The 17,811-nt window shown below is 71.7% G+C and carries 15 protein-coding genes; 7 read left to right on the top strand and 8 right to left on the bottom strand.

Annotated elements, in window-relative coordinates:
- The 5 genes from AN218_RS09260 to AN218_RS09280 all read right to left on the bottom strand — a co-directional run.
- Positions 1-1,235 (bottom strand): ATP-binding protein (locus AN218_RS09260; RefSeq protein WP_275936963.1); only part of this gene is annotated, 1,235 nt, incomplete at its 3' end.
- 113 nt (positions 1,236-1,348) lie between these two features.
- Entirely contained in the window at positions 1,349-2,950 is a 1,602-nt protein-coding gene (locus tag AN218_RS09265) for an acyl-CoA carboxylase subunit beta (protein WP_070016289.1), read from the bottom strand.
- Positions 2,947-4,680 (bottom strand): acyclic terpene utilization AtuA family protein, encoded by a 1,734-nt coding sequence (locus AN218_RS09270; RefSeq protein ID WP_244900372.1) that lies wholly within the window; start codon positions 4,678-4,680, stop codon positions 2,947-2,949. The genes AN218_RS09265 and AN218_RS09270 overlap by 4 nt, the downstream gene beginning before the upstream one ends.
- A gap of 158 nt (positions 4,681-4,838) precedes the next feature.
- Complete coding sequence (locus AN218_RS09275; protein WP_070016290.1) at positions 4,839-5,645, bottom strand: TIGR03084 family metal-binding protein; 807 nt, start codon at positions 5,643-5,645, stop codon at positions 4,839-4,841.
- Positions 5,646-5,872: 227 nt separating this feature from the next.
- Complete coding sequence (locus tag AN218_RS09280) at positions 5,873-6,688, bottom strand: class I SAM-dependent methyltransferase (RefSeq protein WP_070016291.1); 816 nt, start codon at positions 6,686-6,688, stop codon at positions 5,873-5,875.
- Between the two features lie 67 nt (positions 6,689-6,755).
- Here AN218_RS09280 and AN218_RS09285 point away from each other — a divergent pair, with 67 nt between their 5' ends.
- From AN218_RS09285 to AN218_RS36555, 4 genes are all read left to right on the top strand, one after another.
- On the top strand, positions 6,756-7,475 hold the full coding sequence (locus AN218_RS09285; protein WP_070016292.1) for a GntR family transcriptional regulator: 720 nt from the start codon (positions 6,756-6,758) through the stop codon (positions 7,473-7,475).
- Between the two features lie 576 nt (positions 7,476-8,051).
- On the top strand, positions 8,052-8,681 hold the full coding sequence (locus tag AN218_RS09290; RefSeq protein ID WP_079131975.1) for a hypothetical protein: 630 nt from the start codon (positions 8,052-8,054) through the stop codon (positions 8,679-8,681).
- A 117-nt stretch (positions 8,682-8,798) separates the two neighbouring features.
- Positions 8,799-9,365 carry an ATP-binding protein gene (locus AN218_RS09295; RefSeq protein WP_070016293.1) on the top strand — a complete coding sequence of 189 codons (567 nt, stop codon included), beginning with the start codon at positions 8,799-8,801 and terminating at the stop codon, positions 9,363-9,365.
- Between the two features lie 169 nt (positions 9,366-9,534).
- On the top strand, positions 9,535-9,912 hold the full coding sequence (locus tag AN218_RS36555; RefSeq protein ID WP_070016294.1) for a nuclear transport factor 2 family protein: 378 nt from the start codon (positions 9,535-9,537) through the stop codon (positions 9,910-9,912).
- 208 nt (positions 9,913-10,120) lie between these two features.
- Here the strand turns inward: AN218_RS36555 and AN218_RS09305 are convergent, their stop codons facing one another.
- From AN218_RS09305 to AN218_RS09315, 3 genes are all read right to left on the bottom strand, one after another.
- On the bottom strand, positions 10,121-10,960 hold the full coding sequence (locus AN218_RS09305) for a glycosyltransferase family 2 protein (RefSeq protein ID WP_420855953.1): 840 nt from the start codon (positions 10,958-10,960) through the stop codon (positions 10,121-10,123).
- A 340-nt stretch (positions 10,961-11,300) separates the two neighbouring features.
- Positions 11,301-14,267 carry an FAD-binding and (Fe-S)-binding domain-containing protein gene (locus AN218_RS09310; RefSeq protein ID WP_079131978.1) on the bottom strand — a complete coding sequence of 989 codons (2,967 nt, stop codon included), beginning with the start codon at positions 14,265-14,267 and terminating at the stop codon, positions 11,301-11,303.
- 78 nt (positions 14,268-14,345) lie between these two features.
- Positions 14,346-15,110, bottom strand: a complete 765-nt coding sequence (locus AN218_RS09315) for a DUF1990 family protein (RefSeq protein ID WP_070016295.1) — start codon at positions 15,108-15,110, stop codon at positions 14,346-14,348.
- Positions 15,111-15,192: 82 nt separating this feature from the next.
- Between AN218_RS09315 and AN218_RS09320 the strand changes: the two genes are divergently transcribed.
- From AN218_RS09320 to serC, 3 genes are all read left to right on the top strand, one after another.
- Entirely contained in the window at positions 15,193-15,411 is a 219-nt protein-coding gene (locus AN218_RS09320) for a hypothetical protein (RefSeq protein ID WP_070016296.1), read from the top strand.
- Positions 15,412-15,457: 46 nt separating this feature from the next.
- Complete coding sequence (locus tag AN218_RS09325; RefSeq protein ID WP_070016297.1) at positions 15,458-16,318, top strand: DUF1990 family protein; 861 nt, start codon at positions 15,458-15,460, stop codon at positions 16,316-16,318.
- 302 nt (positions 16,319-16,620) lie between these two features.
- Positions 16,621-17,739, top strand: coding sequence for a phosphoserine transaminase (gene serC, locus AN218_RS09330; RefSeq protein WP_070016298.1), 1,119 nt, complete (start codon positions 16,621-16,623; stop codon positions 17,737-17,739).
- Positions 17,740-17,811 lie beyond the last annotated feature (72 nt).

The following is a 17,811-nucleotide window of genomic DNA, read 5'->3' on the forward strand; positions in this document are numbered from 1 at the left end:
GTCGGCGCCCAGGCGATCACCTTGGCGAGCATCGGGTCGTAGTGCACCCCGACGACGTCGCCGTCCGCGACGCCGCTGTCCAGCCGCAGGCCCCCGTCCATGCGGACGCCGCGTCCGCCGGCGGTGTCCGCGCCCGGGACGTCGAGCCGGTGCAGGGTGCCGGTCTGCGGCTGCCAGCCGCGCGCCGGGTCCTCCGCGTAGAGACGGGCCTCGACGGCGTGCCCGCGGGCGGGCGGCGGCCCTTCCGGATCCAGCGGCTCCCCCTCGGCCACGCGGACCTGGAGCGCCACGAGGTCCACGCCGTGCACGCACTCCGTGACGGGGTGCTCGACCTGGAGCCGGGTGTTCATCTCCAGGAAGTACGCCCGGAGTTCGGCACCGTCCGGGGAGTCCGCCGCCCCCGCACCGTCCTCCGCGTCCGCGCCGGCGACCAGGAACTCCACCGTCCCCGCGCCCCGGTAGTCCACGGCGCGCGCCGCGTCCGCCGCCCACCGGTGCAGCGACTCGCGCAGCCCGGCGCCGAGCCCCGGAGCGGGCGCCTCCTCGACGACCTTCTGGTGGCGGCGCTGGAGGGAGCAGTCGCGGGTGCCCAGCGTCCACACGGTGCCGTGCCCGTCGGCGAGGATCTGCACCTCGACATGGCGTCCGCGCTCGACGTACGGCTCGACGAAGACCTCGCCGTCCCCGAACGCGGACGCGGTCTCGGCCCGTGCCGCCGCGATCTCCCCGTCCAGCGCGGCCAGTTCGCGTACGACCCGCATGCCGCGCCCGCCGCCGCCCGCGGCGGCCTTCACCAGCAGCGGCAGATCGGACGCGGCCGCCTCGCCGGGACGTACGGGTTCCAGCAGCGGCACCCCCGCCTCGCGCATCAGCTTCTTGGCGTGCGTCTTGGAGGCCATGGCCTCCACGGCCTGCGGCGGCGGCCCGATCCACACCAGGCCCGCGTCCCGTACGGCGCGGGCGAACGCGGCGTTCTCGGAGAGGAAGCCGTAGCCGGGGTGGACCGCGTCCGCGCCGGAGGCCAGCGCCGCCGCCACGATCAGATCGCCGCGCAGATAGGTGTCCGCGGGGGTGTCGCCGGGCAGCCGTACCGCCGCGTCCGCCTCCCGTACATGGGGGGCCGAGGCGTCCGCGTCCGAGTGGACGGCGACCGTCGCGATGCCCAGCTCCGCGCAGGTACGGAAGATCCGCCGGGCGATCTCGCCGCGGTTGGCGACCAGCATCGTCGTGATCATTCTCTGCTCCCCTTCGTGCTCCGCCCCACGCCGTACCTCACGTCGCGCTCCGCTCCACGCCGTTCCACGCCGCGCTGCGCTGCGCCGCGTTCCGCCCGTCGCCGTCACCGCGCTCACATCCGGAAGACGCCGAAGCCGCCGCGCGCGCCCTCGACCGGAGCCGTGTGGATGGCCGACAGACACAGGCCGAGCACCGTGCGGGTGTCCCGGGGGTCGATGACGCCGTCGTCGTAGAGCCGCCCGGAGAGGAACATCGGCAGCGACTCCGACTCGATCTGCTGCTCGACCATCGCCCTGAGCCCGGCGTCGGCCTCCTCGTCGAACGGCTTCCCCTTCGCCGCCGCCGACTCCCGCATCACGATCGACATCACGCCCGCGAGCTGCTGCGGGCCCATGACCGCGGACTTGGCGCTCGGCCAGGCGAAGAGGAACCGGGGGTCGTAGGCCCGTCCGCACATGCCGTAGTGGCCGGCGCCGTAACTGGCCCCCATGAGGACGGACAGATGCGGCACCTTCGAGTTGGAGACCGCGTTGATCATCATCGCGCCGTGCTTGATGATGCCGCCCTGCTCGTACTCCTTGCCGACCATGTAGCCGGTGGTGTTGTGCAGGAACAGCAGCGGGATGTCGCGCTGGTTGGCGAGCTGGATGAACTGGGTGGCCTTCTGCGACTCCTCGCTGAAGAGCACACCGCGCGCGTTGGCGAGCACGCCCAGCGGATAGCCGTGCAGCCGCGCCCAGCCCGTCACGAGGCTCGTGCCGTAACGCGGCTTGAACTCGTCGAAGTCGGAGCCGTCGACGACGCGTGCGACGACCTCGCGCGGGTCGAACGGCGTCTTCAGATCGCCGGGTACGACGCCGAGCAGCTCGTCCTCGTCGTACTTCGGCGGCGCGAGGGCACCGGCCCGAGTGCCGTGCGCCTTGCGCCAGTTGATACGGGAGACGACGCGGCGGGCCTGGCGGAGCGCGTCCGGCTCGTCCAGCGCGAAGTAGTCGCCGAGGCCGGAGACACGGGTGTGCATGTCGGCGCCGCCCAGCTCCTCGTCGCCGGCCTCCTCGCCGGTGGCCATCTTCACCAGCGGCGGCCCGCCGAGGAACACCTTCGACTGCTCCTTGACCATGATCACGTGGTCGGACATGCCGGGGACGTACGCGCCTCCGGCCGTCGAGTTGCCGAACACGACGGCGACGGTGGGGATGCCCGCCTCGGAGAGGCGGGTGAGGTCGCGGAAGAGCGCGCCGCCCGGGATGAAGATCTCCTTCTGGCTGGGCAGGTCCGCGCCGCCGGACTCGACGAGGCTGATGCACGGCAGGCGGTTGGCGAACGCGATCTCGTTCGCGCGCAGTGCCTTCCTCAGCGTCCAGGGGTTGCTGGCGCCGCCGCGCACCGTCGGGTCGTTCGCGGTGATCAGACACTCGACGCCCTCGACGACGCCGATGCCGGTGACGAGCGAGGCGCCGACGGTGTAGTCGCTGCCCCAGCCCGCCAGGGGCGACAGCTCCAGGAAGGGGGTGTCGGGGTCGAGCAGCAGCTCGATGCGTTCGCGGGCGAGCAGCTTGCCGCGCCGGCGGTGGCGCTCGGTGTACTTCTCGCCGCCGCCCGCGACGGACTTGGCCAGCTCCGCGTCGAGTTCGGCGATCCGGTCCAGCATCTGCCGCCGGGCTTCGGCGTATTCGGCGCCGGATGCATCCAGTGCCGAGGTCAGCACAGTCACGGGACGAGTCCTTCCGGTATGTCCATGTGGCGGGAACGCAGCCATTCCCCCAGGGCCTTGGCCTGCGGGTCGAAGCGCGCCTGGGAGGCGACGCCCTCGCCGAGGAGTCCGTCGACGACGAAGTTGAGGGCGCGGAGGTTGGGGAGGATGTGGCGGGTGACCGGCAGATGACGGATTTCAGGTAGCAGATGACAGATTTCATCAACTGTCAGCGCATGCACCAGCCACCGCCACGCCTCGTCCGTCCGCACCCACACGCCCACGTTGGCGCTGCCGCCCTTGTCGCCGCTGCGCGCACCGGCGACCGCGCCGAGCGGCATCCGGCGCAGCGCGCCGTACGGGGCGGCCGGATCCGCGTCGCCCCCGTCGCCGTCCTCGTCAACGTCCGCGTCCCCGTCGCCGTCCTGGTCCCGCAGGTGGGGCAGCGGCTCGGGCAGGGCGGGCCGGGGGACCGGGGCGAGGGCGCGCGTCGCCGGCGGTGCCGGCACGTCCGTACGGCCCCCGTCCGGCAGCACCGCGATATGCGGGACGCCCTCCACCTCCGCCCACGCCGTCTCGAACACCCCGTACGGGGAGCCCTTTCCGGGCGGGGCCGTGACATGGAAGCCGGGGTAGCTGGCCAGGGCCAGTTCGATCGCGGCACCGCTCACCGCCCGTCCGACGGCCTCCTCGTCCCGGTCCCGCACGGCCATCCGCAGCAGCGCGCTCGCCTCCTCCTGCACGGGCGCGTCCGCGTGGTCCGTACGTGCCAGGCTCCAGGTCAACTCCGCGGGACGCCGCCCCGCCGCCTCGAACGCGTCCTGCATCTGCCGCCGTACGACCGCCGCCTTGACGTCGATGTCGAGTCCGGTCAGCACGAACGTGACCTCGTTGCGCCAGCCGCCCAGCCGCGTCAGCCCGACCTTCAGCTCCGGCGGCGGCGCCTCACCGCGTACGCCGTCGATGCGTACGCGGTCCGTGCCGTCCTGCGACAGCCGGACCGTGTCCAACCGTACGGTCACATCGGGCCCGGCGTAGCGGGCGCCCGCCGTCTCGTACAGCAGCTGTGCCGTGACGGTGCCGGGCGTCACCGCGCCGCCCGTGCCGGGGTGTTTGGTGATGACGGCGGCGCCGTCCCGCGCGATCTCCGCGAGCGGGAAGCCGGGCCGGGTGACGTCGATGCCCTCCTGCGCGAACAGGGCGTAGTTGCCGCCGGTGGCCTGTGCGCCGCACTCCAGTACATGGCCCGCGGTCACCGCGCCCGCGAAGGCGTCCCAGTCGTCGTCGGCCCAGCCGAAGTGCGCCGCGGCGGCGCCGCTCACGAGCGCGGCGTCGGTCACGCGTCCGGTCACCACGACGTCGGCGCCGCCGCGCAGACACGCGGCGATGCCGCCGCCGCCCAGATAGGCGTTGGCCGTCAGGACGCCCTCGCCCCAGCCGCCGCCCGGAGCGCGGCGCAGTACGTCGTCGCCCTCGACGTGCGCGACGGTCGCGCCCACGCCGGTACGTTCGCTCAACTCCCGTACGGCGTCGGCCAGTCCGGCCGGGTTGAGCCCGCCCGCGTTGACGACGATCCGCACCCCGCGGTCCTTCGCCAGCCCGAGCCCCGTCTCCAACTGCCGCAGGAACGTCTTGGCGTAGCCGCGCGAGGGGTCCTTCAGCCGGTCCCGGCCGAGGATGAGCATGGTCAGCTCGGCGAGGTAGTCCCCGGTCAGCACGTCGAGCGGGCCGCCGGTGAGCATCTCCTCCATGGCCTCGAAGCGGTCGCCGTAGAAGCCGGAGCAGTTGCCGACGCGCAGCACGTCCGCTCCGCTGCCGAACTCCCCGCCGGCGACGGCCCGTTCGCCGGCCCCCGCCGTCGTTTCTTCCGCCGACTCGTCCACCGTCTCCTCAGCCGGCTCGGGCGCGCTCATCGCCGTACCTCCCGTCGCGCGCGGCCCTCTCCGGGCGGTCCCGCGAACGCCTGCGCGATCTCCAACCAGTGCTGTGCGTCGGCCCCTTGGGCCCGTACGTCCGCGTCGTCGCGGTGAATCCGCTGGGTGACGAGCAGACAGAAGCCGACGGCGTCACCGGTCACCCGCTGCGCCGCGTCCTCGGGACCGTGCGCCCACAACTGCCCGTCGGGGCCCTCCAGTTCGACGCGGAACGGCTCGCCGGGCGGCTGAAGCCCGCGCACCGCGTACGCGAAGTCCCGGGCCCGTACGCCGATCCGTACGACGTGCCGCAGCCGCTCCGTGGGCTCACGGGTCACACCGAGCGCACCGGCGACGTCCTCGCCGTGCGCCCACGTCTCCATGATCCGCGCGGTCGCCATGCTCGCGGCGCTCATCGCCGGGCCGTACCAGGGGACGCGCCGCCCCTGCGGCAACTCGCCCAGCACCCGCAGCACTTCGGCCCGTCCGGCACGCCACCGCTCCAGCAGTCGCGCGGGCGGCAGCGCGGCACCGGCCTCCGCGCCCTCGTCGACGAAGGTCCCGGGAGAGGCCAGCGCGACCTGCGAGTCGTCGCGGAAGGCCGCCTCGTCCGTGGCCGCCTTCAGCACCTGCTCGTCCGTCCACGCGAGATGGGCGATCTGGTGCGCGATGCTCCAGCGGGGTGCGGGCGTGGGCCGTGCCCATGCCTCCGCGTCCAGCCCGGCCACGAGGCGGTCGAGGGCTTCGCCTTCCTCCCGCAGATCCGCGAGGACGCCCTCCGTCACGCTCCCGGCATCGCCCATCGCGCGCCCCGCCCCTCTCCACGGCTCCGTTGCTACCCCCTGAGCGTGACAGTACCGCGAAAAACAAGCAAGAGTGCTTGCTTTACATCTTGACCGGGCCCTCTCCTCGGCCGCTGCCTCACGTACGGCGGGCCGGGGCGGGTCCTCGGCACAGGCTGTCGACGCTGCGAAGTGCCGCTGGCCGCGGTGGAGTTGCACCAGGAGCGCCCCCGTCGCTCGTTCGCCCGTCAGGCCGGCCGTCTGCCGACCGCGAGCATGTGTGAACTGGCCGCCAGCAGTTCCGGGTAGGGCTCGGCCATCCGCGCGGCGGCCAGCACGGAGTCGAACAAGGGCGTACCGGTCGACGACTCCCCTGTGTGCTGCTCCGTGGCCTTGAGCATCCCCCAGGCGGGACCTTCGATTCCGAAGACCTCGGCGCCCTCGAACCCGGCTTCGGCCACCTCCTCGCGCAGCTCCGCACCACTGTGGAAGTACGCCGCGGTGAAGCTCTTCTTACCGTCGTGGACGCGCGTGGCCAGAATGTTCCGGATGCTCTCGTGGACACCTCCCTTGTGGAGATGCGCGAACGCCGTGTGCTCGAACAGCGAGGCGTACCGGTTGATACCCGCCGCGGCGAGAAGACCGCCGGGGCGGAGCACGCGCCGGGCTTCGGACAACGCCCGGTCACGCTCGTCCCGTTTGAGAAGGTGGTACAGCGGGCCGAGGAGCAGCACCACGTCGTACGTAGCGTCGTCGGCGGTCAACTCGCGTGCGTCGCCGAGTTCGACGGTGCACCCCGGCACCGACCTGGCCGCCTCGACGTGACGGGGCACGGGGTCGACGAGATGCACCGTGTGACCGTCCTCGACGAGCCATCGCGCGTGAACGCCCGGCCCGGCGCCCACGTCGACGACCTCGGCCGGAGCCGGAGGCAGGTACCGGCGCAGCAACTCCTGTGTGCGCAGCAGCTCAAGGGCTCCGTCAGCCGATGCCGACAGCCGCTCGGCCTCATCGATGACGGAGCCGTAGAAGCGCATGATCTCGGGTGCGATCTCGATCGACATGCGGGCATTGTGCCGCCGCACCGCACCGTGGGGAATGCCGATTACCTGACCGGTTAACCTGTCAGCTATGCCACAACTGAAGTACGAGCAGATCGCCGACCACCTCCGAGGAAGGATCACCGAAGGCGAGTTCGGGCCCGGTGATGTACTGCCGTCGGGGCGTGACTTGTGCGAGCAGTTCGGGGTTTCGCGTGCCACGGTCATCAAGGCCATGGACATCCTGCGTCACGACGGCGTTGTGGTCGCGAAGCAAGGCAGTGGCTTCACAGTGACCAAGACTCCCGTGGCACGGCCCGCCGGCAACCGCACCGGACGATCCCGCATCACTGGCGGCAGACCGTTCAACCGACTCGGCAGCCCCACGAGGGAGGTCCCACCGGAACGCGTCCGCAACGCCCTCCAACTGACCTCTGCCAGCGAGGCATTGCGACGGGCACGACTCGTCCTGGAGCACGGCGGTTCGCCGCACAGCCACGTCGTGGCCTGGTTCCCGCCGGACATCGCCGACGCCTGCCCGCGCCTGTCGCAAGACGGGCCGATCGCGGAAGGCACGACGCACTACATCACGCGACTAACCGGTCGCCCGCCGGTTCAGGGCGCGGACACCCACACAGTTCGGCTTGCATCCCGGGATGAGGCGGAGTTGCTCGGGCTGACAATCCCCTGCGCGGTCGGAGTCACCCTTCACACGGCGTATGACCAGGAAGGACGCGCCCTCGTCAGCGAGGAAGGCATCACAGGCAGCAGCCTGTGGGAGGTCACGGACCGCTACTCAATGGGTTCATGATGTAACAGAATCCCTTGACTGGACCGGTCCACCGGTCCAGTCTGGTCGTGTCACTGCCACGAACGCGACCAGAGGTGTTTCCGTGTTCCCGCTGCTCGAACTCGCTGCACCAACACAGGAATTGCTGCCTACCGGTCACGACGACGAACTACGCCCGGCTGAAGTGCGCCCGGACACCGTGTGCGTACCCCGCCACCTGAGCGATCGCGTCCTCAACACCTCGGCTGGCGTTGCGTGTTCAAGCCCGTCTCGGAGTCTGCGACGAATGCGCGCGGGCCGATCCGGCACTGACCGCGACCGCTGCTCGGCCCGTCGGACACCCCGGCCACAGCGAAAAGCCGTCGCGCAGCGCCGAGGCTGCTGTCACCGCACGCCGTCTCATGCAGACCTGACCTCGTCACCTGGCACCCCAAGGAACTCATCGAGACCCCCACGGCTGGAGCCTTCGAGCCGGTGACCAACACCTCCCGGTACGCCGACTGTTCATGAGCGGCCGCAATTCACACCTTTTCGAGCACGCCGAACACCGCCCCGACCACAACCTCTGCGAGAGGGATTCCTTCGATGCCTGCCGCCATGACATCCGTCCCCGCCCGAGTCCTGACCTTGGGCCCGCGCGACGTCCCCGTCCCCTATGTCGCGCGCTGGAGCAGCGAACCGTGCAGCGCACGCGGGATCGCCGTGCGCGCCGACGGCACGGGGCTGTGCTACCTCGACGAGCAGAACCGCGACCGCGACCGGCACGGCGTGCTGTGGACGCGCACGCCGCAGACGCCCGGCGAAGGGCGCCCCCACTACCGCAGCATGCATCCCGTACGCCAACACCGGGCCGTCCAGGGCCTGTTGTGCCAGGTGTGCAGCGGACCGGCCGACCGTGACCGGCACGGATGGCTGTTCCTGCTGCCCCGCACCGGTGCCGAACCGGAGGGCAGCCTGTGCACCAAACCGCCCGTCTGCCGGGGTTGCGTCCGCCTCGCGCTGCGCCACTGCCCGCACCTGGGCGACGCGATCGCGCTGCGCGTGCGCAAGCCCCGCGTGTGGGGCGTCTTCGGCGACGCTTACGTTCCCGGCCCGTACGGCCGAGTTCGCCGCGTACCGAGCCATGGCTACCTCGCGTACGGCGACACCGCGGCGCCCTGGTTCCTCGCCGTCCAACTCGTCCTCGAACTCCGCGGCGTACGGCACGTATCCCTTCCGCAGCACTGAGCCCCGGGAACCGGCTGGCGTCCTCGAAAAGCGCCGCCACACCTGCGAGTTCGACTCCGAGTTCGACTCCCGCTCCGGCACCACCCCGAATCCGACCCGACGACCTGGAAGGCAGTCATGACGTCCCCCGCGCCGGACCCGGCAGCCTCGCCCGACAGCACACCCCGCCGCTTCGCCATGCGCTTCACCTCGACACCACGCGGAGCGAACCTCGCCCGGCGGCTGGTCGCCAAACGCCTGGAGCAGTGGGGCTGTTCACCGGGTACGGAAGCGCACCAGTCCATGGTCCACATCGCGGGCGAACTCGCCGCCAACGCCGTACGCCATGGACACGTGCCCGGACGCGACTTCCGCCTCTGCCTCACCGCCGCCACGCACCCGGCCGCAGCCACGGCCCCGTTCGCGGCCACGACCACCCTCCGCATCGAAGTCACCGACACCCGCGGCGAACTCCGCCCCAAGGTGCGCTCCACCGCGCACGCCGCCGAGAACGGACGCGGCCTCCTGATCGTCAGCCAACTCGCCCACCGCTGGGCTGTTTTGGCGCATCCGCCGACGCACCCCGGCAAAACCGTCTGGGCAGAGGTCGACGCTCAGCCGGTGCCGGACCACGACAGCAGCGGTCCCAGCAGCGATGAGTCAGCAGAAGACCGGTCCGGGCTCACCGAGCAGGTCTCGTCGTGACCGCCGGAAGCAGCCAAGAGCGCGTGCCCGGAAACTGAAATCCGCCCGCGCCGCCTCACCAACCGCAGGGTACTTAGACGTCGATACCCTCGCGCACAAGGCGTCCGTCGAGAGGCACGATCCCGGCCACGCCCCCAACAACCGTTGCACACCGCAGGAGAGACCAGGCATGACACAACGTGCACAACTGCCCGCCGTGGTGGACCGGTACATTGCGGCAGCGAACGCCCGTGACTGGGACGCGGTAGCCCCCTGCTTCACCGACAACGCCGAGTTCTGGACGCTCGGCGTACGGACGGCTCAGGGGTCGGCGCAGATCGCCGAACAGCTACGGAAGGCCATGGAGTCGCTGCCCGAGACACACGACGAGGTCACGCGGGTGGCCGTCGACGGCACGATCGTGTTCGTCGAGATGGTGTTCCGAGGCCGTACCACGCAGGGCAACGCCTTCGAGGTCAACGCAGCCGACGTCATCGAACTCACCCCCGACGGGGGCGCTATCACCCGCGTGGCGGCCTGGTTCGACTCGGCACAACGCCCGGGCTAAGACGTTGTTTCAGTTCCTCGGGAACCGACCGCTCAACCAGATCCTCCACACACCGTCCAACGACCGAGCAGCACCAAACGGAAACGACGTCTAAGGCGACGACCACGTGACCCATGCCGGCCATGGCGGACGTCGACCGGTACGTGAGCGGGCTCAGCGGACACCCCGAAGCCACACCCCCGTGGCTTCGTGAACTCGCCGCATGACGTCAGACCACCGGCGGGCGGCCCAGCCGCGCCATGCGCCAGACCGTCGACCAACGCATGGGTCGGCGCCGCCCGCACATCGTCCGAAGTCCTTCGGCGAAGCCACCGCCCCACGCCCGCAGACCGGTCAGGGAACGCGTGCGCAGCAGCGTGAGCGCCGCCCACGTGCCGAGATAGACCGGCACCAGCAGCGCAGGCAGATGCCTGCGTGCGAGCCACACCCTGTTGCGGGCCGTCGTTCGGTAGTACACGGCGTGCCGGGCCGGAGACGTACGCGGGTGCTGGAGCAGCAACTCCGGTGCGTACACGATGCGCCAGCCCGCATCGAGCGCACGCCAGGCGAGGTCGGTCTCCTCGTGCGAGAAGAAGAACTCGTCGGGCCAGCCGCCCACTTGATCGAGCATGCGCAGGGACAGGGTGTGTCCGCCGCCCAGGAAGGTGGTCACCTCGCCGCCGCGCAGGGGATCGGAGGCGCGCAGGCGCGGAACGTGACGGCGCTGTGTCACACCCTCCTCGTCGGCGATGCGGAAGCTGAGGATTCCCAGCCCGGGATCGTCCTCGTACAACTCCTCGATGCGCGAGAAGACTTCACTGTCGATCAGCAATCCGTCGTCGTCCAAGTCGACGACCACGTCGACGTCGCCGAACCTCCGCAGTTCATCGATCGCCGCATTGCGCCCGCCGGAGACACCGAGGTTGTCGTTCAACTCGACCGTCGTCACTGTCTCGTCCATGGGCGGGAGAGGGCTGCCGTTGCCGACGACGACGATGCGTTGCGGCGGGCTGTCCTGACGAGCTACCGCCTTCAAGAGCGCGGCGACCTCGCTCGCGCGGTTGCCCATCGTCAGAATGGCAACGCCAAGGCGGGGACGAGGCACAGGCATGGACTCCATGTCGATTCGGGCCCTCGATCGTATCGCCGCAGCGTGCTACCGAAGGCGCCCACAGAGGTAACGGCGCTAGCCCTGCCTCACCCTCGCCTGCTTCCAGGAACGCGACGGGACCACCCGTCGAGACCGCCAAGGACCACGGGATGCCTGCCGACACCGAACTGTGGGACGCCTACGCCCAGTTGAGCCCCCAGAGCGGACGCCGAGCCCGAGCCGACTGACCGGACCGGCGGCCGCTGAGCTGTCGTGGACGGGCAGTTCAGCGGCCGCAGCCTCGCCTCCGGGCCGGTTGTCAGACTCCCGGAGCCGCCGGTCCGTCCGGCTCCGCGCCCCGTGCGCCGTCGCCCCGTTGCGCGCCGCGTCGCGCGTCCCCTTCCAGCCCCTCCGCCAGCACCTCCGCCAGATGACGGCTGCGGTGCCCGCCGAGCTGCTGGAGCTGTGTACGGCAGGAGTAGCCGTCCGCGAGCAGTTCCGCGTCCGGGCCCGCATCCCGTACGGCGGGGAGGAGTTGGTCCTCCGCGCAGGCAGCCGAGACCTCGTAATGGCCCTTCTCGAAGCCGAAGTTGCCCGCGAGGCCGCAGCAGCCCTTGCTCAACTCGCCCGTGAGACCGGCGCGTTCGCGCAGGCGGCGGTCCTCCGCGTCGCCGATGACCGCGTGTTGGTGGCAGTGGGTCTGGCCCGCGACGGGGCGGTTCAGGCGCGGGGGCTCCCACTCCGGGGCGTACTCGGCGAGGGTCTGCGCGAACGTCCGTACGGCGCCGGCCAGTTGCTTCGCACGGTCGTCGTCCGGCAGCAGCTCCGGGACGTCCGTACGGAGAGCGGCGGCGCACGGCGGCTCCAGGACGGTGACCGGCAGGCCCGCGTCCAGGGCCGGTTGAATGCGGTCCAGGGTGCGGCGCATGACCGCGCGGGCCTGGTCGAGCTGGCCCGTGGAGACATAGGTGAGGCCGCAGCACACCTGCTTCTCCGGGACGGACACCCGCAGCCCGGCGTCCTCCAGGACCTCCACCGCCGCCGAACCGGCCTCCGGAGAGAGGTAGTTGGTGAAGGTGTCGGGCCACAGCACGATCTCCCGGCCGTCACCCGATGGCGCCTGACGACGCCCGCGCCACCACCGTGTGAACGGCACCCGCGGCAGCGCCGGGATGTCCCGCTCCGGCGCGATGCCGCCGAGCCGCTTGGCCAGCGCGGCCAACGGCCGCACCCGCGCTGCCGCGTTGAGCAGCGGCACGAGGCGGCTCGCGGCGGCCAGCCGCAGCCACTGCGGCAGCCGACCCATCGAGTAGTGCGCCATCGGACGGCGCCGGCCCTCGTAGTGGTGGTGCATGAACTCGGCCTTGTACGTGGCCATGTCGACGTTCACGGGGCAGTCGCTGCGGCAGCCCTTGCACGACAGACACAGGTCGAGCGCCTCGCGTACCTCCTCCGACTGCCAGCCGTCGGTGACCACTTCGCCCGCGAGCATCTCGTGCAGCAGCCTCGCCCGGCCGCGCGTGGAGTGCCGCTCCTCGCCCGTCGCACGGAACGACGGGCACATCACGCTCGAACCGGCCTGTGTGTTACGGCACTTGGCGACGCCGACGCAGCGCCGTACGGCCGCCGAGAAGTCGCCGCCGTCGTGCGGATAGCCGAACTCCACGTCCACCGGCTGGCGCGGCAGCGGCGCGAACCGCAGGTTCTCGTCGATGCGCGCGGGACGCACCAGCATGCCCGGGTTGAGCCCGCCCGCCGGGTCCCACAGATCCTTGAAGCGCCCGAAGAGGCCGACCATCTCCTCCCCGTACATCCGCGGCAGCAGTTCGGCACGCGCCTGCCCGTCGCCGTGCTCGCCGGAGAGCGAACCGCCGTGCGCCACGACGGTGTCCGCGAGGTCGGAGGAGAACTCACGGAAGCGCCGGATGCCCCCCTCGTCCATCAGGTCGAAGTCGATGCGTACGTGGATGCAGCCGTCCCCGAAGTGCCCGTACGGCAGCCCGCGCAGCCCGTGTTGCCGCAGCAGCGCCCTGAAGTCCCGCAGATACGCGCCCAGTCGGGCCGGCGGCACCGCGCAGTCCTCCCAGCCGGGCCACGCCTCGGTGTCGCCGAGCCGCGTCGCCGTACCGGAGGCGTCCTCGCGGATGCGCCACAGCGCGCGCTGCGCCGCCGGTTCCACGACGAGGCTGTGGTCGGTGGTGCCGTCCCCGGCGGCGGCCAGGCACAGCTCCTGCGCGCGGGAGCGCGCGTGCGCCGCGTCGTCGCCGCCGACCTCGACGAACAACCAGGCGCCGCCGCGCGGGAGATCGGCCCGCGCCGCGTCGGAGACCAGGTCGTTCGCCATGCCCTCCACGGTCAGCGGCCCGTGCGGCAGCAGGCCCGCCGCGGCCTCGGCCGCCGCGCTCTCGTCCGGGTAGCCGAGGACGGCCAGCACGCGTGCGCCCGGCGTCGGTACGAGCCCCACACGCGCCCGCGTCAGCACACCCAGCGTGCCCTCGCTGCCGGTGAAGACCCGCGCCCAGTCCTCGCCCTTCTCCGGCAGCAGCTCGTCCAGTGCGTAACCCGAGATGCGGCGCGGCAGTTCGGGGAAGCCGGTGCGCAGCAGCGGCAACTCCCCGCGTACCAGGGCCCGTACGTCCTCACGCAGCCGCGCGGGGACGCCCTCGCCGCCGGGGGCGAGCACCATGCGCTGCCCGCCGTAGCCGGTGACCTCCAGCTCCCGTACGTTGTCGGCCGTCGTGCCCCACGCGACCGAGTGCGAGCCGCACGAGTTGTTGCCGATCATCCCGCCGAGGGTGCAACGGCTGTGCGTGGACGGGTCGGGGCCGAAGGTCAGCCCGTGCGGAGCGGCGGTGTCCCGCAGCCGGTCGAGGATCACGCCGGGCTGTACGAGCGCGGTGCGGGCCTCGGGGTCGACGGACTCGATGCGGTCCATGTGCCGGGTGAAGTCGAGCACCACGCCGACCCCGGTGGCCTGCCCCGCGATGGACGTACCGGCGCCGCGTGCGACGACGGGCACCTCCTGCGCACGGCAGACCTCCAGGACGGCCGCCACGTCGTCGGCGTCCCGTGGTGCGACGACGCCCAGCGGTACACGCCGGTAGTTGGAGGCGTCCATGGTGAACAGGGAGCGCGTCTGCGTGCCGAACTCCACCTCGCCGCCCGGCACGGCCCGCCGCAGCGCCCGTTCGAGCTCGCGTGCCCGCGCCGTCTCCTGGGATCCCGCCTCCGGGTCCGCCGCCTGCGTCCGTGTCTGCGCCTGTGTCCGCGCGTGTGCCTGTGCCATGGGTCAAGCGTGCACGCTCGAAGGCCCCGCGCGGCACCCCTCACCTGCCCGTACGTCGTAACCGGCAGGGCGCGGGTCTCATCCGCCCGTACGGGAAGCGGCCGGCCCCGCACGGCAGAGCGCCTCCGGGATGCTGCGGGTGACGATGTGGACGCCGCCGGCGACGCGTCCCCCGGCGACGGCCGCGGCCCGCAGACAGAAGTGCACCCACATGTTGAACTGCATCTCCTTGGCCACCCGCAGCCTGCTGTAGAGCAGATCCGCCATCCGGTCCCCGGCGCGCGACCACGCCTCGATCCCGAACTCCAGCCCGCCGTCGGCGAGTTCACGGGAGCGGAACTCGATCTGGCCCGCCTCCAGATGCCCCTGGAGCGTGCCGAGCCGCAGCGAGAGCGGATCGCGGTGCACCACGCGTACGGGCCCGTCCCACGGTCCCGGCATCTGCACCCGGTACTCGTCGCCCACGCGCGGCGGGCCCCCGGGGCCCCGGGTCTTGTGGAAGACGGCGACGGACGAGGGCGCGACCCGGTTGAGATTCGCCATCACCGCGTCCGTCATCCCGGCGGCGGTCAGCGGGCTGTCCTCGACGCGGACGCGGAAGCGGCGGTGGAACATCGGACCCGCGCCGTCCGTGAGCATCTTGCTCCGCTCGTCGCACAGCCCGTCGGGCAGCGCGGGCGGCAGGTCGCTCTCGTCCCCGGAGGTCTCCGCGCGGTGCAGCGCCGTCACACGCCAGAGGTACTGCCAGGACACCACCAGCACACCCAGCGGGAACCGCGCCAGCACCCCGGCCCTCCGCAGCGGCGAGGGCCCCCGGGGAGGAGCGGCACGCGGTGTCGACATGTCTGTTATGACAGCATATGAACCCTGTGGGCGCGCGGGCAGTCGTACTCCGCGGCCCACCGTCCGCGGAGTACGGGAGGCCATGGTGTTGACCGGCACGTTGATGCGTTTCACGGGGCTGCGCGGCAGCCACCTCCAGGCCGCGGCACTCGGCTCGATCGGGCTGTGCCTCGTGCTGTGGATGCGGGCCGCGGGCCTGGACCAGGAGGAGCGCGGCAACGCCGAACGGCGCGCGATCTTCGTCGGCCTGTGGGCCCCGACGCTGCTGCTGCTGGAGCAGTCGGCACGCGAATCCGGCTGATCCGCTGACGGCCCGCCCGCCCCGGCCCCGGCTCACGGCCCCGCCCATGGTCCGCGAAGGACGCCTCCGCCGCGACCGCGCCGTCCGCACGCTGCGCGCTCTGCGGGAGCTGGCCGTCAACTACCCCGAGCCGCCGCCCGGTCCGGCGCCCGTCACCGGCTGGCACTTCGACTCGTACGTACAGCCTCTGCCCGGGGAGAGCGCGGGCGCACCGGTGCCGGGCGGCCCGTGGGAGACCGCCTGCCGCCTCGTACGCGACTACGAGTTCGCCGATCCGCACATCCTGCGCGGCCTCTACGACGTCCACGAGCCGCTGCCCGGACGGGACATGCTCCTCGAAGGCCGGTTCTACGGGCTCCGGTTCGACATGGGCGTCCGCGTCACCTCCCATACGGACGCCGTACGCGGCAGCGGCGACGGCGCCCGCCGAGTGTGGGGCTGGGGCTATCAGACGCTCCAGGGGCATCTGGAGGAGGGCGAGCTGCGCTACGAGGTCGTGAAGCATCTGGCCACCGGCGCCGTGGACTTCGTCATCACCGGGCACTCGCGCCGGGCCCCGATGCGCAATCCCCTCGTACACGCCGGGTTCGCGCTCTTCGGACGCCTCACCCAGCGCCGCTTCTACCGCAACAGCGCCCGGCGGCTGCGCGGGCTGGTCGTGGCCGAGCTGCGCGGCGGTCCGCCGTCCGTACCGGAGCCGCATCCGCAGGGGCAGGGACTGGTGATCGCTCCGGGCGACGGGCCCGGCCGCCCGGAGCGGAACGGACGGAAAGAGCGAAACGGCGGGAACGGACGGGGAGTCCGCAAGGACGGGAAAGGAACCGGAGTCCGGAAGGACGGGAAAGGAAGGGGAGTCGGGAAGGAGCGGAGAGCACGGAACGCCCGGCGGCCACGGCGGGGAGCGTGAGATACGCCTCCCCCGCCGGATGCGATCCGCACGGAGTCGGACGGGGGGGACGCGTGGTTGAACGCCACATGAACGGTGACCCGATGCGGCACATCCCGCAGCGCTGCATGGGGTGGAGGCGGGCGGAAGTTGAGAACACAGCTCTGTTCGCCGCCCCCTCCGCGGAGGTACATGCCCACCGCGGAGGGGGTCGCTCCGTTCCGTACTCCGTCCCGTACCGCACATGCGCTCCGAACAGCAGGTTCGTCTCACCGGCTGGACCACCTGCCGTGCCTTGTGAAGGCACGCACTACTCTGCTGGTGTGGCTGATCTCCAGATTCCCGCTGACATCAAGCCCGCCGACGGTCGTTTCGGCTCGGGCCCGTCCAAGGTGCGTACGGAGGCGCTGGCCGCGCTTGCTGCCACCGGCACCTCGCTGCTCGGCACCTCACACCGCCAGGCCCCGGTCAAGAACCTGGTCGGCCGGGTGCGTGAGGGCGTCCAGGAGCTGTTCCAGCTCCCCGAGGGGTACGAAGTCGTCCTCGGCAACGGCGGATCCACCGCCTTCTGGGACATCGCGACGCACGGACTGATCGAGTCCAAGTCGCAGCACCTCTCCTTCGGCGAGTTCTCCAGCAAGTTCGCCAAGGCCGCCAAGCAGGCGCCGTGGCTGAGCGAGCCCACGGTCGTCGAGTCCGAGCCGGGCACCCATCCCGCGCCGCGGGCCGAGGCCGGCACCGACGTCTACGCCTTCACCCACAACGAGACCTCGACGGGCGTCGCGATGCCCATCGAGCGGGTGGCGGGCGCGGACGACGGCGCGCTGGTGCTCGTCGACGCGACGTCCGGCGCCGGCGGTCTCCCCGTCGACGTACGCGAGAGCGACGTCTACTACTTCGCGCCGCAGAAGTCCTTCGCCTCCGACGGCGGGCTGTGGATCGGCGTCTTCTCGCCCGCCGCGATCGAGCGGGCCGAGCGGATCGCCGCGTCCGAGCGGCACATCCCCGCGTTCTTCGACCTGAAGACCGCGATCGACAACTCCCGTAAGAACCAGACGTACAACACCCCCGCCGTCTCCACGCTCTTCCTGCTCGGCGAGCAGCTCGACTGGATCAACGGGCAGGGCGGTCTGGACTGGGCGGTGCGCCGCACCGCGACGTCGTCGCGGACGCTCTACGGCTGGGCCGAGGACGCCAAGTTCGCCTCGCCCTTCGTCTCCGACCCGGCGCAGCGCTCGGCGGTCGTCGGCACGGTCGACTTCAACGAGAACGTCGACGCGGCGGCGGTCGCCAAGGTGCTGCGAGCCAACGGCGTCGTCGACACCGAGCCGTACCGGAAGCTGGGGCGCAACCAGCTCCGCGTGGCGATGTTCCCGGCGGTCGAGCCCTCCGACGTCGAGGCGCTCACCAAGTGCGTGGACTACGCCATCGAGAACCTGTAGCCGGACGCACGCGTACGCGCGGCGGACACGGAAACGGTCGCGGGCCCGGACACCGAGGAGTCGGTGTCCGGG

The organism is Streptomyces nanshensis (genome assembly GCF_001751255.1).
Classification (GTDB): domain Bacteria; phylum Actinomycetota; class Actinomycetes; order Streptomycetales; family Streptomycetaceae; genus Streptomyces; species Streptomyces nanshensis_A.

Bases quoted from the DNA above. Each gene is read 5' to 3' on its own strand.
- AN218_RS09295 (WP_070016293.1), top strand. From the start codon at position 8,799: ATGACGTCCCCCGCGCCGGACCCGGCAGCCTCGCCCGACAGCACACCC.
- AN218_RS09290 (WP_079131975.1), top strand. From the start codon at position 8,052: ATGACATCCGTCCCCGCCCGAGTCCTGACCTTGGGCCCGCGCGACGTC.
- AN218_RS09315 (WP_070016295.1), bottom strand. From the start codon at position 15,110: ATGTCGACACCGCGTGCCGCTCCTCCCCGGGGGCCCTCGCCGCTGCGG.
- AN218_RS09270 (WP_244900372.1), bottom strand. From the start codon at position 4,680: ATGGAGGAGATGCTCACCGGCGGCCCGCTCGACGTGCTGACCGGGGAC.
- AN218_RS36555 (WP_070016294.1), top strand. From the start codon at position 9,535: ATGACACAACGTGCACAACTGCCCGCCGTGGTGGACCGGTACATTGCG.
- AN218_RS09310 (WP_079131978.1), bottom strand. From the start codon at position 14,267: ATGGCACAGGCACACGCGCGGACACAGGCGCAGACACGGACGCAGGCG.
- AN218_RS09325 (WP_070016297.1), top strand. From the start codon at position 15,458: ATGGTCCGCGAAGGACGCCTCCGCCGCGACCGCGCCGTCCGCACGCTG.
- AN218_RS09320 (WP_070016296.1), top strand. From the start codon at position 15,193: ATGGTGTTGACCGGCACGTTGATGCGTTTCACGGGGCTGCGCGGCAGC.
- AN218_RS09305 (WP_420855953.1), bottom strand. From the start codon at position 10,960: ATGGGCAACCGCGCGAGCGAGGTCGCCGCGCTCTTGAAGGCGGTAGCT.
- AN218_RS09275 (WP_070016290.1), bottom strand. From the start codon at position 5,645: ATGGGCGATGCCGGGAGCGTGACGGAGGGCGTCCTCGCGGATCTGCGG.
- AN218_RS09280 (WP_070016291.1), bottom strand. From the start codon at position 6,688: ATGTCGATCGAGATCGCACCCGAGATCATGCGCTTCTACGGCTCCGTC.
- AN218_RS09285 (WP_070016292.1), top strand. From the start codon at position 6,756: ATGCCACAACTGAAGTACGAGCAGATCGCCGACCACCTCCGAGGAAGG.